This is a genomic window from Chryseobacterium tongliaonense (genome assembly GCF_041224435.1).
In the GTDB taxonomy this organism is placed as follows: Bacteria; Bacteroidota; Bacteroidia; order Flavobacteriales; family Weeksellaceae; genus Chryseobacterium; species Chryseobacterium tongliaoense.
In genome coordinates this window covers 122,937-142,658 of the sequence record NZ_JBGFFD010000005.1, presented here as the reverse complement: position 1 = coordinate 142,658, position 19,722 = coordinate 122,937, and the positions used below count along the sequence as shown (strand labels likewise).

Below are 19,722 nucleotides of genomic sequence, written 5' to 3'. Positions count from 1 at the left end.
ATGTCAAACATTTCATCATAAAAAAGAATTGCCTGCGTAGCATGTATCGGTGTCATTGGAATTTTAAGCCTGGAATTTGGGGTGGTCGGCGTACTTCCCCAAATAGCCGCTTATTATGGGATTGGCATTCTTCTGTTGATTTTTGGTTTGGCCGGGTTTATATCTAATTTTTCAGCAGGACGTTTATTGGGGAAAAATCTATTCCTTACCACAGCATTTTATTTAGGTGGAATTTTCATCCTGCCGTTCATGTTGCAATATACCAACAATTCATTTTTTAGTGTAGCGGCTGTAGTAACTGTTTGGGGTGTCATGTACGGGCCGTGCTTTCTTATGGGAATTTTCTATATGGTTTCCGCAGCGCAGGATGCAAAAGTCTGCAGGCTTCTTTTGGAAATTTAGGAGTAACCTCGGGAACCATGATAAGTGGTTTTTTTATTGCAGAGTATGGCGTAAGGGTAACCCCCTGGGTCAGTTTTGCAGCAGGATTTTTAACTGTCGGTTTTTTGTTATGGTATATTTATTTAAGCAAAAAAAGAGGGAGTCAATACTGAATTCCTCATGGGCATTAAAATTTGAAAGACGATTTTACCGTTCATATTTCTTGATCCATTTGTATAATGTGGTTTTAGGGATTTTATACTCTTCTATAATCTGGTTTCTTGTTTTCCCCTTGGTCTCGATAAGCTCCAGGATAAAATCTATGATCTCTTTTGTATAAACATTTTTTCTAAACTGGGGCAACTGGGTTTCTTTTTTTTGTGCTGCTTTAACCTGGCTGCCGGCCGGAGGTGAAAAGAAAATAAGGTGCTGGGAGTAGATTCTGAAAAAATCATATTCCAAAAGTTTACACCATCTCAGCAGGACATCGGAATCCATACTCTTCATTTCATACATTTTTTTCATTTCGTTCTCGGTACATGCGAAAAAGTTACAGATTCGGTTTCCGTCAATCTGAAGTTCTTCCGCTCTTTGCCTGATAAGGCTTCCTATATTAATTTTTTCGAAATTTTTCATTGTTTAGTTTTATTTTAATGATTGGTTACAAAACAGTAAGGGCAGAAATGATCTGTTTTCCAAAATATATTTGAAGAGGAAATAAAGCCTAACCCTGATTAATTTTAATAAACCTCCAGTCCGCTAAAATACAGCAGGAAACCCGGCAATACATTGAGATGACTGAAGGCTGGTATATTAAAAAAATGAAAAGTCTGTTATCCCACTGCGAGCTGCTTTGCTGTAGTATTATACGCCATCATTCCCGGTGATGGTTGATGATGTTCAGATGCGGGCTTGGCATTTTGGGAAGGATCATCGCTTTATTTTCCAGAACTAAAATTCCCGGAGTGGAAGCTAATGTCCCGATCGTTGTTTTAGCGGATGTATTCTCCGTGGCTGCATTCTGGATCAAAACTCCATCCACATTACTTACAGAGCCCACTGTACTTCCGGGAGTTTTTTGCGTTTTAAGCAACTGCAGAGAGGCTAAAAGAAAGGAGAGGACCATCAGCAACTGTTTAAATAGTAATTTTTTTCATCATAATTTTTTTATTTTAATAATATGGTCATAGATTTCCTATATTCAATTTTTACGATTAAGAGTTTCCGCAAGCTATTATCTTGCTTTGTATTATATTCAGTTGTTTTTGATTGATATGTTCATAAGGTTGTGCTTTGAAAGTAATATGAAGAAACGAGTTAAATTTTTCATTTTTTATACTTGCGAACAATAAAAGCTTCTGTGAGTAGACAAAAGCGGAAAGTTTTGGGAGTGATTTTTTTTCATTATTTGGAACTCTAAATCTAATACGAATTTTATGGCGATTATTTTTTTGAAAATATAGAAATAAAAAATTGAACTGCTGTTTTTTTTAATATTAAAAAGTGTTAGCTGACATTATTTTTTAAGATATTAATTGTTATGTTTTTTTACAATGATTTATTTATTAGGTATTTAAATTCATAAGCTGTTAGGATTTCTTATTTCATTTTATAGAAAAACTGATAACAATTTTGAGTAATCTAATTGTACCACTTTATCATTTTTTTAGGACTTTAAAGTTTGTTGTGATTGCATAAGTAACAATTTAAGTGTTTGTTTTTCTTCTGACAGTATTTATTTGAGTTTTTGGCTTTAATCTGGACAATGAAAGCAAGTTCCACTTCGTAATTTGTAGTATAATTATTACAATCAGGTCATTTTATTCGTACGGTTTTCATTCTTTAAGTAATAATGAATCATATATTTTTGGATTGAGCAACTCAACAGATTCTAAAAACAACAAAACTAGAGACGAATGAAAAAAATTTTATTTATAACAATGGGTTTTACTTCCATTTTAAATGCACAAGTTGGTATAAGTACTTCCAATCCCCAGGGGATTTTCCATGTGGATGCGGGTAAAGACAATAATCTTTCCGGAGCACCCACGGCATCTCAGCAGCTGAATGACTTTGTTGTAACTTCAGCAGGAAATGTCGGAGTGGGAACCACAGCTCCTAATGCCAAAGTTGAAATCAATTCCGGCACGGCCAATGTAAGCGGATTAAGATTTACCAATCTGACTTCTGCGTCACCTGTATCAGCAGGGCAAACGATCGGAGTAGATGCTTCAGGAAATGTAGTTACCTTACCTAATCCTACAGCAACGACGGTAACCACAGCGGAAGTTGCCGCTTTACAAGGTGTTCCAGACTTTAATGTTAATGATTTGGCCGAAACCATACTTCCCGGGACCACACAGAATATTAATATTCCTGCGGGAGGAAAAGCATTGTTCATCAATTTTATGCTTGGGATAGACTTTCTGACGGCTACAGACGGAGCAGGATATTACAAGGCTACCCTGTATATTGATGGAGTTGCTACCAAGACTTATCTTACAACTCAGGAGGCCGGTGGCGGATCACAGCTTCAGTATACATTGAATGCTGTAAAATCTCTTTCGGCGGGAAATCATACCCTTGATATAAGAATGATAAGAACTTTCAATGGTGCAGCGGCAGCGGGTACTAATTCATCATGCCGTGCTATTTCAATGTCATTCAATGCTTCTTATTTAAATTAATTTATTATGAAAAAAAATCTATTATTTGCAGGTTTTTTAGTAATAAATACTTTATCTGCACAAACGGGAATTCATAGCGGTAATCCGCAGGGAGCTTTTCATGTAGATGCTGCAAAGGATAATGCTGCTTCAGGTACGCCAACAGCTGCTCAACAACTTAATGATTTCTCTGTAGATAACGGCGGAAGAATTGGGGTTGGGACTACGGCTCCGAATACTAAAGTAGTGATCAATTCTGGAACAACCAATGTGAGTGGTTTGGCATTCACCAATCTAACATCGGCAACACCTATATCAACAGGTCAGACATTGGGAGTAGATGCATCCGGAAATATTATTACTTTAACGAATTCTGCTTCTATAAGTCCAAGTGTGACAACAGTAGAGGAAGCTTATTCCTTAGGAACTGATTTTAATGTTAATGATTTAGCCTATACCGTAATTACAGGTTCCAGCCAAAGCATTACTATTCCGGCAGGAGGTAAGGCGGTGTTTATTAATTTCATGTTGGGAGTTGATTACTTGAATGCTCCGCCGGGAGGAGGGGCGGCTTATTATCAGGCTACTTTGTTTATAGACGGAGTGGCTTCTAAAGTTTATTTAAAAACACAGGAGAGAGTGGTCGGAGGTTCACAGACACAATATACATTAAGTACCGTTAAGCTTTTAACGGCAGGCAATCATACGCTGGATGTAAGAATGATAAGATCAGAAAATATAGGAACTACCTCAGGAGCCAATATGACTTGTAGACCTATGTCGATGTCATTTAATGCTTCATATATTAATTAAAAGCAATAGAGCGTTTATGTTACAGAATTATAAATAGTTGTACTGCAGAGTATAATTGAACTGACCCTTCATTTTTGGAGGGTTTTTTCGTAGAAATAAATTTGGGAAATATTATTAATGAAAACTAATGAATTATATCCCAAATCTGATTTTCTGCTCAGGAAAACTTTTGAAGTCATACAAGCTGGTGGCTCTTGTGAAGCCGGTATTTGAAACTTTATTATTCTTTTAATTGCCTTCTATAAAAGGTATAAGATGGCAAAGTAGTAGACTTTTGCAATAGGTGATGAGGTAAGATTGGCAGAAATTTTTTCAATTAATAATATTCAAACACTCTTTCTATTTTTTGTTGCAGAGTTCCATGGTCATCCATTAATTCTTCGTAAACAGGATTAGCATATTGGTCAAGCTTTACATTTTTATAAGTAAGCTTAGATTTTTTGTGATTAATTACATCTTCAAAAAGCATTTCATTTTTTACGGCGTTGATATAAATATAAACAATGGTGTTATTAATTTCAGCTTCATTGAAGTTTCCGGTTTCTTCTGTTTTTATAAGGCGGTTATTTTTGTCAAAATAAAATAATTTATTAAGCGACATTTTGTTAACAGTAGCATTTGAGACTCTTTTATACAAAGAATCGGAAATTTTCTCAAAATAGCCTTTAACCTCTATTTTCTTACTTCCGGGATTAATAGTTTTGAAATAACGTTTGGTTTTATCCTTTGAATCATAGGTAATCATATCACTTATCAGTCTTTTATCAGGAGATTCGCTTTGAGTTGCATTATAACGTTCGATTTTTATGAGAAAACCATCTTTATCAAAATAAGAAATACTTTTATTAATATTTTGATTTGAAAAAGTGATGATCTCTGTAATCTTTTTTGGTTGCCCTGAATAGTTAGAAAACTTAAGATCATTAATGATTGATTCCTGACCGCTCACAAGGGCATATAATAGCATAAACAGATAGCTGAGTTTTGTTTTCATATTTTATGTGTTACGGTTAACTCTCAAATATAGACAGCCTTTCCCATTATTGACAAAATGCGTTGGACTTTTGTAATTTCTGCTTTTTCAAATATCGTTTTTATAGAATCTCTAAAGTCAGAAATTTCGGTAAGCAGGGTAGCAGGGTCTTAAGCCAAGGTGGTCATATTTTTTATAATTGCCGGAAGAATTAAAAAAATTAACGGACAAGAAACCAGATTAAAGCACCAATTCCGGCATAAGCGGTAACCGTAATAATATCAGCTATGGGTTGTGAAAAACGTTTTTCCGCAATTTTCTCACTATTGATCTGATTTTTATGGAATTTCAGAATTTTTTTGGGATTATGAACCGGGTGTACCACCAGACTGTCGTTTTCCCATTTGTCAACTATTATTTTATAGGTCTTGCCTTCAACATCAATTTTAAAATTTTTACCAGGGGCAAGTTTCTCCTGAACATTAATCGGAACAGATGTTTGCGGTGAGTTCATGCTTTTGGATTCAGCTGTTGTACCATTCATTTGCGGAGAAGTAGTATTGGCAAGAGCTGTACTCTTTTTAGATTCCTGCTTATTGTCGGTCGCCGTATCCACTTGTTTTTTTACCTGGTACGTATAGCAACTGGTAAGAGAGAATAATATAATGATGAGATAAAGGTTCTTTCGCATGGTCCAAATTTAAGAATTAAACGGAAAATTTAGCATTTTCTTTTGAAAGATCCTGTTTTAAAAAAAATCCACTGCACAAAGTCTCTGGATCTGTATACTTATGAATTGTATTAAAGGGTTTCTTTATGATTCATCAGGACTTATATCCTGTGATCAGCAATGCAAAGGCAATTATATTTGATATTATTTTAAGTACAATATTCTTTCATCTGATGGATTGTAATCGTAGATTTGTGTTGTTCTCAAAAATGTAATTATTAAAAAATATAATATGAAAAAGTTAACAAAAAAAGAATTAAAAGCGATTAATGGTTCGCAAGACCTATGTATCAGTAGATGTTTGTGTCCCAGCACAACTGGCGGCCCACCGTTTATTGGTGTATGTACTGAAGGTGGAATATGTTGTTCAGCATAGTAATAGCTACTAACATAGATGAGTAGCAGGTGTTACCAAAGGCAGTGATTATGAAAAGCCAATACACCACTTGATCGTAGAGGTCAGCCGGAAGATATTGCGAAAGCTGCCGTATTTCTTGCTTCTGACGATGCAGCCTGGATTACAGGAGAGCAAATTAGCGTCTCCGGTGGTATGTATGGTTTTTAAAACAGTCTTTTGTACACCTAAGCATAAATCATTAGGTTGATTACAACATTAAAAAGCATTAACCCGAGTAATGCTGTTATCCAAATAAATTAAAATGGCTCTATTAAGATTAAAATGGAGCCATTTGCTGTTGGTAATCTTAACTAGCCTACCTTCAAACATTGAAATTAAATGCCTTTTCAGAGATTCTGTAATTACCAGCTGCTTAAACCGTTTTCAAGTGCCTTATTGTAATTTTCTTCATCAAAAATGTATAGGTCTGGCGATTTATGAGCACCTCCACGTCTCTGCTCATCTAGTTTTTTAAGAATACCAAGGTTTTTTATCTTGCGATAAAAATTTCCCCGGTTAAGCTCTTTTCCTAATATGGTCTCGTATAGTTTTTGTAATTCTGACAGTGTGAATTTCTCAGGGAGCAGATTGTAACCGATAGGTTTGATGGAAATTTTTTCCCTTAATGTAAGTAAAGCTTTCTCTATAATCTCACGATGATCCATTGCAATATCGATATTGTCTAATTCATCAAGAAGAATCCAATCACAGGTATTACTAATATCATCCTTTACAAGCGTTGTATTGGAGGGATTGTATAATGCTAAATAGCCTATTGAAATAAAGCGTTGCTTATGAAACAACGTTTCATCAAAATCTTCAAAAAAGAATTCACTTCTGTCTTTTTTACCAAAAACCCCAAACTCTTCCATATACGCATCAGAAATGCCGGCTCTTTCCTTTAAAATCCTTACGACTGCATCGTTCAGGTCTTCATCTTTTCTTACATAACCACCGGGTAGTAGCCATTTTTGGCGATAATTCATTTGTAACATCAGAACTTTTAATCCATTATTATCAAAACCAAAAATAACAGGGTCTGCGGAAATATGTGATAAGTAAATTTCTTTTGCTTCATTTGATCGAAGCAAAATCTGCTGTTTAGAATCCATGTTTTTTATTAAAATCTAGACAGGCAAATTTAGCATTAATTTTAGTTAATATAAGAATAATGCCTCCCGGACTGTAAAAAAGGGAAAAATTTTAATGGATTTTCCATTGATTCTTTATGAATCAATGGAAAATTATATTTCATTTATGTGTTAATTATTTGATATTCAGTTGTTTATTTTGGTGTTAAATTTTCTTAATATTTATTTGTCGGATAAAAATTTTTGATGTACAATTGTAATGTTTCAATATGAAGCATTAAGAAAGTGAAAGAATAATAAAATATAATATAGAAATTTTTTAGCACCACAAATCCGATTTCAAGCTGAAATAGTTCAGAAGTAAATTCCCTAAATATCATTGTGTTATTTACAACTTCATATTTTGATGTTGCTATGTTTCTTGTTGTCTTTTTCTAAAAAAAATTAATATATATAACTGAAAATGAGAAAATCAACTTTGAAAATTTCAGCTTTAGGACTGATACTTTCATTTACCACAGCTTTTGGACAGGAAAAAACAGATTCCCTGGCAGTGAAAAATGCCGTGAATGCAGCTACAAAAAGTGGAGAAGGTGTAAAAACTGTTACATCCAAAGAAGACAACAACAGAAACGTAATGCTAAACGCTGCCAACAATACAAGTCCCAGAGACGTAAATATTGGCTTGCCATCAACTGTTGGAGGAATTACGATTCTTGAAAATGACCTTCCTGTAGTTTATTTTTTCTGGCCGGAACTTCCCAACAAAACGTGGCGGCAAAGTGTAGGTCTTGAAAGAACCGGACTTTTGAAAATGGACCAATTGGCCAATACAATGGGTGATCTTGGTTTTGCAGTAAATTCTTATTCACAAACAGGAACCAAAGATTTTAAGCTGAAAGGGAAATTCACGACAAGTACATTTGGTTGGCTGCAGGGAGATGTAAATGTTTCTGGACCTGTTTCTAAAAATGGTTGGACGTATACCGTTGGTGCCTTTGCGAATTATGACCCGAGTACTTTCAAGTTAGGTTTTAACAGAAATGTTGATGAAACAAAGATTTTCAGAGCGGGAGTTACCAAATATTTTAATGATGATAAAGGTAAAATTTCAATTGTATATAAATATGCAGATTCTTTCAACGTAGGGAACTATGCGGTTTTCCAATATGGAGCTGAAGGCAAGGTGACCGAGCTTGACAATTTCAAAATTGGCAGAGATTCTTATGTAGTGAATGACGGGCAAATCAGAATGAAAGATATTCTTTCAGGACAGGATTATTGGGCCGGAATGAGCGGTAAAGACAACAGAACATCTTCTCACAACATCGATATTTTCGGGAATTATCTGCTGAATAACGGCTGGAATTTCAAATTCTCCACAAGAGCGCATTTTGCAACAGCGAGATTGTCAACTATTATTCCCTTGAGTATTTTCAATGCTGATGCTTCTGCAGGATATACTTTGGCTTCAAACGGGCAGGCTTACTCAGGTCCGGTTGGAACTCAGTTGGCAATGCATACTCCCGCAACCCCGATTACCAATATTGCAGGTCGTTTTTCATTAAACAAGCAAATAGGAAATCACAATGTAACCGTTGGTTTGCTGGAACAATATTATAACATTGATAAATTCACTTCAAACCGTTCCTTCTTCTTCCAGACTGTTGGAGCGCAGCCACAAAGATTAATTGGCCCGAATACAGACAGCTATGGATTTTACAATTATAATGTTGGCGGAGAATTCCACAGCGGAACGGAAAACAAGCTTTCCCTTTATGCCAATGACGAGTGGAAAGTTTCCGATAACTTCAACCTGAGCTACGGTTTACATTTAAGAAATCAAATCATTGACGGACAATTCTCTATGACACCAAGGTCTGCGAATTTCGTTTTCGGCCCGAATGATTTCCAAAACATCAAAGAAAACTGGTTCCACGTTGCAGGAAGTTTGAATGCGACTTATAACATCAACAAAAACTTTGGTGTTCTGGCGAACTTCTTATACACTGAAGAAAACAGAAGATTGGAAAGTTATTCTCAGCCATTCAGCCCGGATACAGGAAAAATTAAAAGTCCATTGGGAGCCTTCGGGATTTTCTGGAATACCAATTTTATCCAGCTAATTTCTCAGGCAACCTGGTTAACGAAAAACGGATATTTAGGAAGATACAACCTTGTAAATCCTGGCAACAACACACAAGTAAGCGTTGCAAGTGTTGATTACAGCATTCAGACTTTAGGATGGACGACTGATTTTGTTTTAAAACCTTTTAAAGGATTCAATTTGCATTATTTGATAACATTCCAAGACCCGGTTTACAAGGATTTTGCATTTGATGCCTTCGGACAGAATTACAATTACAGCGATAAAAACGTAGTCGGAGTTTCTAAAGTTTTAATGGAAATTGACCCAAGTTATACAATTGACAAATGGAGATTCTGGGCAAGTTTCAGATATTTCTCCAAGCAATATGCGAGCATTACCAACGCTTTGTATTTCGCGCCAAGATGGGAAACCTTCGGAGGTGTAAGTTATACGGTTAACAAAAATATCAATGTAGGAGCAACGGTTATCAACTTCCTGAACCAAAGAGGTGCGAGTGGAACCATAAACGGTGCCGAATTGATCACAGACGCAAGCCAATATTACGGAAGATTGCTGACGGGAACATACATTATGCCATTGACAGGTCAATTCTCAGTAAGCTTTAATTTCTAAAATTTAAACAATGAAAAGAAAGGTTATAAATGGTGCTGCATTATTTTTAGGAGTAGCAGCATTTGCACAAAACATTCAGACAGTTATGAATTCTAAAGGTCCTGTTCTGGGATATTCCGCAGATTCAGGCGTGAAAATTCTTACGGTTGGAGGAAATAAATTCAAAGATTTAAACAGAAACGGAAAGCTCGATAAATATGAAGACTGGAGACTTCCTGTTGATGAAAGAGCGAAAGATTTGGCTTCAAAAATGTCGATAGAACAGATTGCAGGTCTGATGTTGTATAGTGGTCATCAATCGGTTCCGGCACCTGCAGACGGTTTTAGAGCAGGAAAATACAACGGAATGTTATATAAGGAAAGTGGCGCAAAAGCTTCTGATTTAACAGACCAACAAAAGAAATTTTTAAAAGACGACAACCTTCGTCACGTTTTGGTAACGACGGTTGAATCTCCTGAAATTGCTGCAAAATGGAGCAACAATATTCAGGCTTATATCGAAGGTTTAGGTTTAGGAATTCCAGCCAACAATAGTACAGACCCGAGACATTCTGCAACGGTAACGGCTGAATTTAATGAAGGAGCAGGTGGGCAGATTTCTCTTTGGCCTGATGGTTTGGCAATGGGAGCAACTTTCGACCCGGAATTGGTTAGGAAATTCGGAAATATAGCAGCTCAGGAATATAGAGCATTAGGCATTTCAACGGCTTTATCTCCACAAATTGACTTAGGAACAGAACCCCGTTGGTACAGAATCGCTTATGTTTTCTCTGAAAGTCCGGAATTGACTGCAGATTTAGGAAGAGGTTACATCGACGGTTTCCAGACAACCATCGGAAGCAAAAACGGTTGGGGAAACAAAAGTGTGAACGCAATGGTAAAACATTGGCCGGGAGGCGGACCTGAAGAAGGGGGCCGTGACGGTCACTGGGCGATGGGGAAGTTTGCAGTTTATCCCGGGAATAATTTTCAAAACCACGTGAAGCCTTTTACTGAAGGAGCTTTCAAATTAAATGGAGGAACGAAAGAAGCTTCTGCGGTGATGCCTTATTACACGATTAGCTTTAATCAGGATACGAAAAACGGGGAAAACGTCGGAAATGGTTACAGCAAATATCTAATCACAGATTTGCTTCGTGGAAAATATAAATACGATGGTGTAGTTTGCACCGATTGGCTGATTACGGCAGACGAACCAAAAACTCCGGGCGGATTTGCCGGAAAACCTTGGGGCGCTGAAAAACTATCAATTGCTGAACGTCATTATAAAGTTTTGGAAGCTGGTGTAGACCAGTTCGGAGGAAACAATGATAAAGGACCTGTTTTGGAAGCATATCAAATGGGGATAAAAGAACACGGCGAAAAAGCATATCGTGCAAAATTTGAGCAGTCTGCGGTACGTTTACTGAGAAATTTTTTCAGAACAGGATTATTTGAAAATCCTTACGTCAATATTGAAGAAACCAAAAAAATTGTCGGTAATCCTGAATTCATGAAAGCGGGTTACGAAGCCCAGGTAAAATCAATCGTAATGTTGAAAAATAAAGCGAATGTTCTTCCAATCAAGGAAAGAAAAACGGTTTATATTCCGAAGCGATACTCTCCTGCGACGTTCAACTGGTGGGGAGTTTACACTGCTCCGTCTTTGGAATATCCTGTGGATATCGAGAAAGTGAAGAAACATTTTAATGTGACAGAGGATCCTTCAAAAGCTGATTTCGCTTTGGTTTTTGTGAAAAGTCCGCACAGTGAAGAAGGGGGCTACAGCGACATCGATGCAGCAGAAGGCGGAAACGGATACCTTCCGATTTCTCTTCAATATCAGACGTACATGGCAACGGAAGCCCGTGAAAAAAGTATTGCAGCGGGAGATCCTGTTGTGGCACCAAATGTACACGACAGAACATTTAAAAATAAAACTTCGACGGCAACCAATTTCACAGATTTGCTAGCCATAGAAAATGCATATAAAGCCATGAACGGAAAACCTGTCATTGTTTCTGTAACAGCTTCAAAACCGATGGTTTTCAAGGAATTTGAACGTCACGCCGATGCTATTTTGATGAACTTCAATGTATCCAATCAGGCGGTTGTGGATATCATAACCGGAAAATATGAGCCTTCAGGGTTGCTTCCGCTTCAGATGCCCGCGGATATGACGACAGTCGAAAAGCAAAAAGAAGACGTTCCTTATGATATGGAAACGCACAAAGATTCCGAAGGTCACAACTATGATTTCGGGTACGGAATGAACTGGTCCGGCGTGATTAAAGATGCAAGAACAGAGAAATATAAAAAATAATTGAAAAGGTTTTGAGTCTGTATTTTACAGGCTCAGAATTTATTTTTTTGAATTGAAAACTATTTTATAAAACAATCAAAACAATTTCAAAAATGAAAAAATTCATCATAACAAGTTTATTCCTTTTCGGTTTAAATAATATTAATGCTCAAAAATCAATTCCATTATATCAGGGAAAAGCGCCGGGAACAGAAAACTGGAAGCAGAAAGAAGCACAGCAATTCAACGAATTGTTCAAGACTGAAGTCGTTTTTAATGTTACCCAACCCTCAATTCTGGTTTTCGAAGCAGATCAGTCAAAAGCTAACGGAACTGTAGTTATCGTTGCTCCGGGAGGTGGATTTCAAAGTTTGTCAATCAACCGGGAAGGAATTGATATGGCTAAAAAACTCGCAGAAAACGGAATAACAGCAGTCGTTTTAAAGTACAGATTGCTGGAAACAAAATCCAACGATCCGGCCAAAGAAATGATGGAAAACATCAAAGACAGAAAATCTTTTGACGCGAAAACCACGCCTATCAAAGTAATGGCGGGAGACGATATCAGAACAGCGGTTTCTTATGTAAGAACTCATGCCAAAGAATTGAATATCAATCCTGAAAAACTTGGTGTAATCGGGTTTTCTGCAGGGGCAAGTGTGATTTTAGAAAGTATTCTTCACAGTAAAGATACTTCGACCCTACCCAATTTTGCAGCATCAATTTATGGTGGGCCAAGTCAGGAAATTTTAGATACGGAAATCCCAAAAACCCCGCTTCCATTATTCATTTGTGCGGCAAGTGACGACCAGCTAAAATTGGCTCCGAAATCAGTTTTACTTTACAATAAATGGCTTGAAGCAGGACAACCAGCCGAACTTCACATTTATGAAAAAGGCGGTCACGGTTTCGGAATGGGAAAACAAAATCTTCCCGTTGACAAATGGTCTGATGTCTATTTAGATTGGCTAAGATTCCACAAATTTTTGTAAATCTTAAAATTTAAACCGCATATTTTACGGCAAAAGTTTATGCAACTAATCTGTTAAAAAAAAATATCAAATCAATTTTAATACAGTTTCTTTTTTCGGTGGAAGCTTTGTATGTACAGTCTTTTTCCGGAAAATCAGAATGCTTCAAAAAAATATCAACATTATGAACAAGAACGAAACTACGTTGCTGATGCTTTCGAAAAAAGCAAAGTTCACAGGATTATTCCTGGCTTTACTGGTTGCATCGCCTTTTGCAAAGGCTCAAAATAATCCGACAGTTACCGTTGACAGAAAAACATTCAAAGACCTCAACAAAAATGGTAAACTGGATGTCTGGGAAGATACAAGACATCCGGTTGACAAAAGAATTGATGCCATCATCAAGCAAATGACCAACGAAGAAAAAGTAAATCTTTTAATCGGAACGGGAATGCCCGGAATCGAAGTTCTGACAGGTCCTGTAGGAGATTCAAAACAAGGCTTGGTTCCCGGAGCAGCGGGAGGAACGGCCAATTTTGACAGATTTGGAATTCCTGCGACGGTGGTTGCAGACGGACCTGCCGGTTTGAGAATTGCACCGACCAGAGAAAATGATTCAAAAACCTATTATGCAACGGCATTTCCGGTGGGAACAGCTTTGGCCTCAACCTGGAACAAAACTTTGTTAGAGCAGGTTGGAAAAGCAATGGGGAATGAAGTAAAAGAATATGGTGTTGACGTACTTTTAGCACCGGCTCTGAACATTCAAAGAAATCCATTGAACGGCAGAAACTTCGAATATTATTCGGAAGACCCTTTGATTTCAGGAAAAACAGCAGCTGCAATTGTAAATGGAATTCAGTCTCAGGGTGTGGGAACTTCCATCAAACATTTCGCAGCGAATAACGAAGAAACCAATCGTTTAACCATCAACGCCCACGTTTCCGAAAGAGCAATGAGAGAATTGTATCTGAGAAATTTTGAAATCGCTGTTAAAGAATCTCAGCCCTGGACAGTGATGTCTTCTTACAACAAAGTAAACGGTGTTTATACTTCAGATTCAAAAGATTTACTGACACAGGTTCTGAGAAACGAATGGGGTTTCAAAGGAATTGTGATGACCGACTGGTTTGGAGGGTTTCCCGGATTTGAATCGATTAGAAGCGGCGGAATTTCTGATGTTGTAAAACAGATGAATGCCGGAAATGACCTTTTAATGCCTGGAATTCCTGCGCAGAAAAAAGTGTTGTTGGAAGCTTTAAACTCAGGAAAATTATCTCAGGAAGTTGCCAACCTCAACGTGAAAAGAATTTTGGAATATGTATTCAAGACACCGACTTTCGCCCAATACAGATACAGCGACAAACCCAGCTTGGCTGAACACGCAGAAGTAACCAGAAACGCTGCAACGGAAGGAATGGTTTTGCTTAAAAATAATAAAAACACGCTGCCATTTGCCGATAAACAAAAAGAAATTTCATTATTCGGAGTGACTTCCTACGCTTGGATTACGGGTGGAACAGGAAGCGGAAGTGTGAACAACAGACATACTGTTTCTCTTTTGGAAGGCCTGAATGCGGCAGGGTACAACTTAGACCGGGAACTGGTTGAGCTATACAAGCCATTCGCTGAAAAAGAAGCCGCCGCAGAAAAAGAAAACAGAAAAGCGAGAGGAATTTTAGCACTTCCGGGAAGATTGTCTGAAATGAAAATGGATGATGCCTTCCTGAATAAAAAAGCAGAAACTTCAGAAATTGCTTTCGTAACATTGGGAAGAAACTCAGGAGAAGGTGGTGATAGAGTAGTTGATAATGATTTCAATCTGGCTACAGAAGAAATCGATATGCTGGATAGAATTAGCAGAGCGTTCCACGCAAAAGGGAAGAAAGTTGTGGTGATTCTAAACATTGGCGGTGTTATCGAAACCGCTTCGTGGAAAGACAAAGTAGATGCTGTTTTATTGGCCTGGCAACCCGGACAGGAAGGAGGACATTCCGTAGTAGATGTGATTTCAGGAAAAGTAAATCCTTCCGGAAAACTGACGATGACTTTCCCTGTAAATTATACAGATCACGCTTCAGCAAGGAACTTTCCTGGAATTCCTGCGGATAATCCGAAAGATGTAACGTATCAGGAAGGTATTTATGTCGGCTACCGTTATTTCAATACATTCGGGGTGAAATCTTCTTACGAATTCGGTTATGGTAAATCTTATACAGATTTTGCTTATTCAAATATTAAAACAAGCTCAAAGACTTTTAATAATAAATTAGAAGTAAGTGTTGATGTGAAAAATACCGGAAAAGTTGCCGGAAAAGAAATTGCAGAACTTTATTTATCGGCTCCGGGCAAAACCATCGATAAACCAAAATCTGAGTTGAAAGCATACGCCAAAACAAGAGATTTAAAACCAGGAGAATCTCAAACGGTTACTTTAATTTTAAATCCTAAAGATTTAGCATCATTTGAAACGGCAAAATCAGCGTGGATCGCAGAGGCAGGAAATTATAAAGTGTCTGTTGGTGCATCTTCTTCAGACATCAGACAGACCACAGAATTTTCTGTCCCAAAAGAATTAGTAGTTGAAAAAGTTCAGCATATTCTTCCTGTTGATAAAGTGTTTGAAGATTTGAAACCATAAATCCCGGGAATTTTAGAAATTTCATTGAATTGAAATATTTGATTAGCGGTCACAAATTTTGTTTCCGCTTTTTTAATTTCTTACTTAATTTTAAGATTATGTTAGTAGAATATTTAGTGCAGGAAGACTGTTTTGGCGAGGACCTTGAAAATGTTTTGAAAGTATATTTCTTAAAATAAGTGTTTTAAAAAATAAATTGAACAGCTTGAATTGGACCTTCAGCAGATCTTCCTCAAAAAATAAAGAACTTAACTTTAGAAAAATTCAAACCAAAAAAGCTGAAGTGTAAACTCCAGCTTTAATTAGTTCAGTTAAAATATTAATCGGTTATTTTCAGTGATTGAATGTATCCGTCAGACAGCTGAAAATGATATTTCAAAACAATAGGACTGCCCGGAAATGTTCCTGAAGCTTCTGCCGACAAGATGCTTTCATTTTCGTTATAATCTAATGGCTTCATAGTGGCATTGTATTTTTTGTTGGCTTTGTCAATCCAATTTTCAATTTCTGCTTTTCCGTTGTAGGTTTTGCCTTCATCAAATACTTCTGCATTTTCAGCAAAACAATTGGCATAGGCTGCACTGTTAAATTCGTTTTGGGCTTTCACTAATTCTGAGATAATGTTTGGTAAATTCATTTTTATTGTATTTTAAGATTATTAAATTGTTGGCACTGTGCCGCCATCGATTACAAAGTTTGTTCCTGTTAAATAATTGGCTCTTGGAGAAACAAGAAAACCAACTAACTCAGCTACTTCTTCCGGTTCGGCAGGTCTTCCGTACGGTATTCCACCCAGTGCGTCCATAACACTTTGCTGAGCTTCTTCGACAGTGCTGTTTGCATTTCTTGCAATCTCGCCCAGCCAGGCTTTCGATGCTGTAGTATCTATCCATCCTGGCGAAACAGTCAGTACGCGAATACCTTTTGGCGTAACTTCATTGGATAAGCTTTTACTGTAATTAATCAATCCTGCTTTTGCGGCGGCATACGGCAAAGTAGAATTGTACAAAGGCAATTTACCCTGGATTGAAGCGATGTGAATAATTACGCCACTTTTTCGCTCAATCATTTGCGGTAAAAATCCTCTGTCCAGTCGAACAGGTGCAAGCAAATTAGCTTGCAGGGTAGATTCCCAGTCTTCATCAGTTAATACGGTAAAGCCACCAGCGGGTGTCGATGAAGAACCAAGGTTGTTCACAAGAATATCCAGCCTCCCATAAGTCGACAGCACTTCGCTGATTACTTTTTGTGTTCCTTCTGCTTTACTCAAATCGGAAGGAATGAAATGCAGATTGCTGTTTTCTTTTTCGGGTGCGTTTCTTGCGGTAATAATAACGGTTGCACCAGCTTGTAACAGTCTTTCTGCTATTGCTTTGCCTGCTCCTTTTGTTCCTCCTGTTACCAGGGCAATTTTACCTTGAAGTTCGTTGTTGTAATCAAATAGATTTTCCATTGTTAAATTCTTTGATACAAATTTCCGAAGTATCACTTTTTCAGGCAATAACGGAAAACCGAATTGCATAGGGATAATTTATTCCCCTATTGTACAATTTGGTACATTGGACTAAATTTGTGTATGCATGAAAGAAAAATACCTTTGAATTTAAATTGCGGTCTTGACCTTATAGGTGAAGTCCTTTACGGCAAATGGAAAATCCGTCTGTTATGGTTTATTAATCAAGGTCATCTGCGTCCAAGTGAATTACAGCGTAAAATTCCGGATGCTTCAAGACGCGTTTTAAATATCCAGTTGAAAGAGCTTGAAGAGCACGAGCTTGTTACCAAGAAAATCTATGCTCAGGTTCCACCAAAAGTTGAATATTTCCTCACAGATTTTGGGAAGACCCTCATTCCTGTAATTTCTACGTTAGGATTTTGGGCTGACGAAAATGAAGACAGGCTGAGAAAAGTAATTTTAAAAAGAATGGCAGGGAATGATTGAGATGAAGATCTAAAACGGTATCATGCCATAATTTTTTCTATATTTAGAAGAAGTAAGTATATGTTTTACTCATGTTTAGAAAAATGGCTTGTGTTTGTACTTTGCACTCTAAAGCATGCCTAATAAATATAATATAAAAAAAGACAATGCCGATACCCCCAATACCTCCGGACGGAGGCATGTTATATAAAGAAACAGATATGGCTCAGTTTTTTCCTGAGCCGTTAAATGCAATAACTGCTGTATTATTTTTAGTCATAGCCATTTTTTGGACCCTTAAAATGAAGGATCAATTTAAAGAACATCCTTTTTTAACCTACTGCCTGGTTTTATTATATATTGGTGCCATAGGAGGAACTGTTTACCATTCATTCAGACAATGGCCGGTGTTTATTATGATGGATTGGCTGCCCATTATGTTGCTTTGCCTGTCTGCCGGGTTTTATTTTGTAGCTCAAAGCACCAGATGGTACTATGCTGTTGTAATGGTTCTCGTATATCTAATGCTCATGTTTGCTTTGAGAAACTGGATTTTGATCGATAACACTTCTCTTTTTATCAACGTTAATTATGCAATCATGGCCTCATTTGTAGTTTTCTCGGTATTAAGGTATTTGATTTATACACAATGGAAAGCCGGCAAATGGGTAGGCTTTGCCGTATTGTCGTTTGTTTTTGCATTGACCTTCCGTATTGCTGATAAATGGGAATGGTTCAGTTTCGGAACCCACTTTTTGTGGCATACGTTTGGGGCGGCGGCGACGTTTTGTATGTTTAATTATATTTATCTTACGTGGAATGCAGTTAGGAAGAGATAAGTGGTTTATTTTCTGATGTGCAAAATTTTTTGACTTTGAACTGGTAAATTTGATCATTTCCTTTAAACTTGCTCCAAAGTTGGGGACTTTGGAGAGTGGATAATACAACTTTTATTGAAGCTACCGGAAAGAAATGATTTATGATAAAAGTTTACATATAATGTAAACTTTTTTGTATATTTGTTAGGTAATGTATGTGCTAAATAAAATTACGGATGAGAAACAGGCTGCAACAATAACTAAGATTGATGCTGCTGAAATTTCACAAATTAATAAAACCAAACGATTTGATTTTAATTGGAATAAAGAAAAAACTTTCATGTTTATAAATTAACAGCAGAGGATAAAGAAGAACCAATAGGACTGCTATCAATAGAGGAACGACCAAAGGACTATACTTTGGAAATCAGGCTTCTGGCGGTATCCAAAGAAAATGTTGGTAAATCGAAGAAGTACAGCCGTATTGCAGGTTGCCTTATTGCATTTGCATGCAGAGAAGCATTTAAAAGAGGGTTTGGAGGATTTGTATGCTTAAAGCCAAAAACAAAGCTTGAGAAACATTATATACAACTATATGGATTACAGTCAACCAAAATATATTTGATAACTGAAGGAGAAAATTCATTAAAATTAATTCAGGAATATTATGAAGACAAACAGAAAGGAAATTAAAGAAACAGATTTTTCAAAGTTTACAGGTGAAGAACTTGCGGATGCTTTTGTCTTCCCTGCTGATAAAGTTTTGAATACGAAGGATAAAAAAGAGGAGGACGACTTTTGGACAGCTCGCAGGAACCAATTTGAAAATCGCACTCCCAAACAAAAAATGTATTCAAGATTATTACAGCTAAAGTTTCAATTGGAAGACTATATAGATAGCAACCAATATGTGGAAGCCCTTAGTTTTGGATTTTTTTTAAAAGAATATGTGAGCAGACAAGAAAAAAAAGATAAAGACTTTGCTGTTGAGGTAGATATTAAGCCCGCTGTACTGAGCCAATATATTAATAATCATCGAAATCCGACAGATGAGTTCATCATTAGGCTTGAACTACATTCCAACGGGATGATTCCCGCAATAAGTTGGTTTAAAGTTATTCAAAAAGATAAAGAACATGAGATCATGACAAGTCAAAAATTAAGAGATGAAGAACGTAAGCATGTTAAAAATAAACTAGGATTTGCTTATTAGCTTTCACTTACTTTAAAGAGGGATAGCACGTTCCAAAGTCGGAAGACTTTGGAGAGCAAGGGGACTTCGGAAAGTGAGTCTTCGGTAGCAACCCCCCCCGATTG

18 protein-coding genes and 1 pseudogene are annotated in these 19,722 nt (G+C 37.0%); 12 read left to right on the top strand and 7 right to left on the bottom strand.

From position 1 onward, the window contains the following. The first annotated feature begins 81 nt into the window (after positions 1-81). Positions 82-402 carry an MFS transporter gene (locus tag AB8P06_RS12395; RefSeq protein ID WP_369842175.1) on the top strand — a complete coding sequence of 107 codons (321 nt, stop codon included), beginning with the start codon at positions 82-84 and terminating at the stop codon, positions 400-402. A gap of 186 nt (positions 403-588) precedes the next feature. Here the strand turns inward: AB8P06_RS12395 and AB8P06_RS12390 are convergent, their stop codons facing one another. After that, on the bottom strand, positions 589-1,017 hold the full coding sequence (locus AB8P06_RS12390) for a transposase (protein ID WP_369842173.1): 429 nt from the start codon (positions 1,015-1,017) through the stop codon (positions 589-591). 238 nt (positions 1,018-1,255) lie between these two features. After that, a complete protein-coding gene (locus AB8P06_RS12385) occupies positions 1,256-1,507 on the bottom strand; it encodes a hypothetical protein (protein ID WP_369842172.1) in 252 nt (83 codons plus the stop codon). Positions 1,508-2,297: 790 nt separating this feature from the next. Between AB8P06_RS12385 and AB8P06_RS12380 the strand changes: the two genes are divergently transcribed. Together AB8P06_RS12380 and AB8P06_RS12375 are read left to right on the top strand one after the other, a co-directional pair. Then, a complete protein-coding gene (locus AB8P06_RS12380; RefSeq protein WP_369842170.1) occupies positions 2,298-3,068 on the top strand; it encodes a hypothetical protein in 771 nt (256 codons plus the stop codon). 6 nt (positions 3,069-3,074) lie between these two features. After that, positions 3,075-3,860 carry a hypothetical protein gene (locus tag AB8P06_RS12375; protein WP_369842168.1) on the top strand — a complete coding sequence of 262 codons (786 nt, stop codon included), beginning with the start codon at positions 3,075-3,077 and terminating at the stop codon, positions 3,858-3,860. 316 nt (positions 3,861-4,176) lie between these two features. On the opposite strand, the gene AB8P06_RS12370 is transcribed toward AB8P06_RS12375, so the two are convergent. Together AB8P06_RS12370 and AB8P06_RS12365 are read right to left on the bottom strand one after the other, a co-directional pair. Continuing rightward, positions 4,177-4,854: a hypothetical protein gene (locus tag AB8P06_RS12370; protein ID WP_369842167.1), complete on the bottom strand. Its 678-nt coding sequence runs from the start codon at positions 4,852-4,854 to the stop codon at positions 4,177-4,179. A gap of 199 nt (positions 4,855-5,053) precedes the next feature. Further along, positions 5,054-5,524, bottom strand: coding sequence for a hypothetical protein (locus AB8P06_RS12365; protein WP_369842165.1), 471 nt, complete (start codon positions 5,522-5,524; stop codon positions 5,054-5,056). Between the two features lie 484 nt (positions 5,525-6,008). On the opposite strand from AB8P06_RS12365, the pseudogene AB8P06_RS12360 reads away from it, so the two are divergent. Next, positions 6,009-6,128 (top strand): annotated as a pseudogene (locus AB8P06_RS12360) (SDR family oxidoreductase); the annotation flags it as partial. A 194-nt stretch (positions 6,129-6,322) separates the two neighbouring features. Here the strand turns inward: AB8P06_RS12360 and AB8P06_RS12355 are convergent. Further along, a complete protein-coding gene (locus AB8P06_RS12355) occupies positions 6,323-7,072 on the bottom strand; it encodes an NUDIX hydrolase (RefSeq protein WP_369842163.1) in 750 nt (249 codons plus the stop codon). 442 nt (positions 7,073-7,514) lie between these two features. On the opposite strand from AB8P06_RS12355, the gene AB8P06_RS12350 reads away from it, so the two are divergent. The 4 genes from AB8P06_RS12350 to AB8P06_RS12335 all read left to right on the top strand — a co-directional run bounded on the left by AB8P06_RS12350 (position 7,515) and on the right by AB8P06_RS12335 (position 15,666). Further along, positions 7,515-9,773 carry a TonB-dependent receptor gene (locus AB8P06_RS12350; RefSeq protein WP_369842161.1) on the top strand — a complete coding sequence of 753 codons (2,259 nt, stop codon included), beginning with the start codon at positions 7,515-7,517 and terminating at the stop codon, positions 9,771-9,773. 10 nt (positions 9,774-9,783) lie between these two features. Next, positions 9,784-12,075 (top strand): glycoside hydrolase family 3 protein, encoded by a 2,292-nt coding sequence (locus tag AB8P06_RS12345; RefSeq protein ID WP_369842160.1) that lies wholly within the window; start codon positions 9,784-9,786, stop codon positions 12,073-12,075. A 92-nt stretch (positions 12,076-12,167) separates the two neighbouring features. Beyond that, positions 12,168-13,046 carry an alpha/beta hydrolase gene (locus tag AB8P06_RS12340; RefSeq protein WP_369842159.1) on the top strand — a complete coding sequence of 293 codons (879 nt, stop codon included), beginning with the start codon at positions 12,168-12,170 and terminating at the stop codon, positions 13,044-13,046. Positions 13,047-13,209: 163 nt separating this feature from the next. Next, positions 13,210-15,666: a glycoside hydrolase family 3 N-terminal domain-containing protein gene (locus AB8P06_RS12335; RefSeq protein WP_369842158.1), complete on the top strand. Its 2,457-nt coding sequence runs from the start codon at positions 13,210-13,212 to the stop codon at positions 15,664-15,666. 319 nt (positions 15,667-15,985) lie between these two features. On the opposite strand, the gene AB8P06_RS12330 is transcribed toward AB8P06_RS12335, so the two are convergent. Both AB8P06_RS12330 and AB8P06_RS12325 read right to left on the bottom strand, forming a co-directional pair. Continuing rightward, positions 15,986-16,303, bottom strand: coding sequence for a nuclear transport factor 2 family protein (locus tag AB8P06_RS12330; protein WP_369842157.1), 318 nt, complete (start codon positions 16,301-16,303; stop codon positions 15,986-15,988). 21 nt (positions 16,304-16,324) lie between these two features. Next, positions 16,325-17,188 (bottom strand): SDR family oxidoreductase, encoded by an 864-nt coding sequence (locus tag AB8P06_RS12325; protein WP_369842156.1) that lies wholly within the window; start codon positions 17,186-17,188, stop codon positions 16,325-16,327. Positions 17,189-17,242: 54 nt separating this feature from the next. Between AB8P06_RS12325 and AB8P06_RS12320 the strand changes: the two genes are divergently transcribed. The 4 genes from AB8P06_RS12320 to AB8P06_RS12305 all read left to right on the top strand — a co-directional run bounded on the left by AB8P06_RS12320 (position 17,243) and on the right by AB8P06_RS12305 (position 19,618). Continuing rightward, positions 17,243-17,608, top strand: coding sequence for a winged helix-turn-helix transcriptional regulator (locus AB8P06_RS12320; protein ID WP_369842154.1), 366 nt, complete (start codon positions 17,243-17,245; stop codon positions 17,606-17,608). A 146-nt stretch (positions 17,609-17,754) separates the two neighbouring features. After that, complete coding sequence (locus tag AB8P06_RS12315; protein ID WP_369842152.1) at positions 17,755-18,426, top strand: hypothetical protein; 672 nt, start codon at positions 17,755-17,757, stop codon at positions 18,424-18,426. A gap of 399 nt (positions 18,427-18,825) precedes the next feature. Further along, entirely contained in the window at positions 18,826-19,098 is a 273-nt protein-coding gene (locus AB8P06_RS12310) for a hypothetical protein (RefSeq protein WP_369842150.1), read from the top strand. Next, the gene (locus AB8P06_RS12305) at positions 19,073-19,618 is read left to right on the top strand and encodes a helix-turn-helix domain-containing protein (RefSeq protein WP_369842148.1); all 546 of its coding nucleotides are present in this window, start codon (positions 19,073-19,075) and stop codon (positions 19,616-19,618) included. The genes AB8P06_RS12310 and AB8P06_RS12305 overlap by 26 nt, the downstream gene beginning before the upstream one ends. The last annotated feature ends 104 nt before the right edge of the window (positions 19,619-19,722 follow it).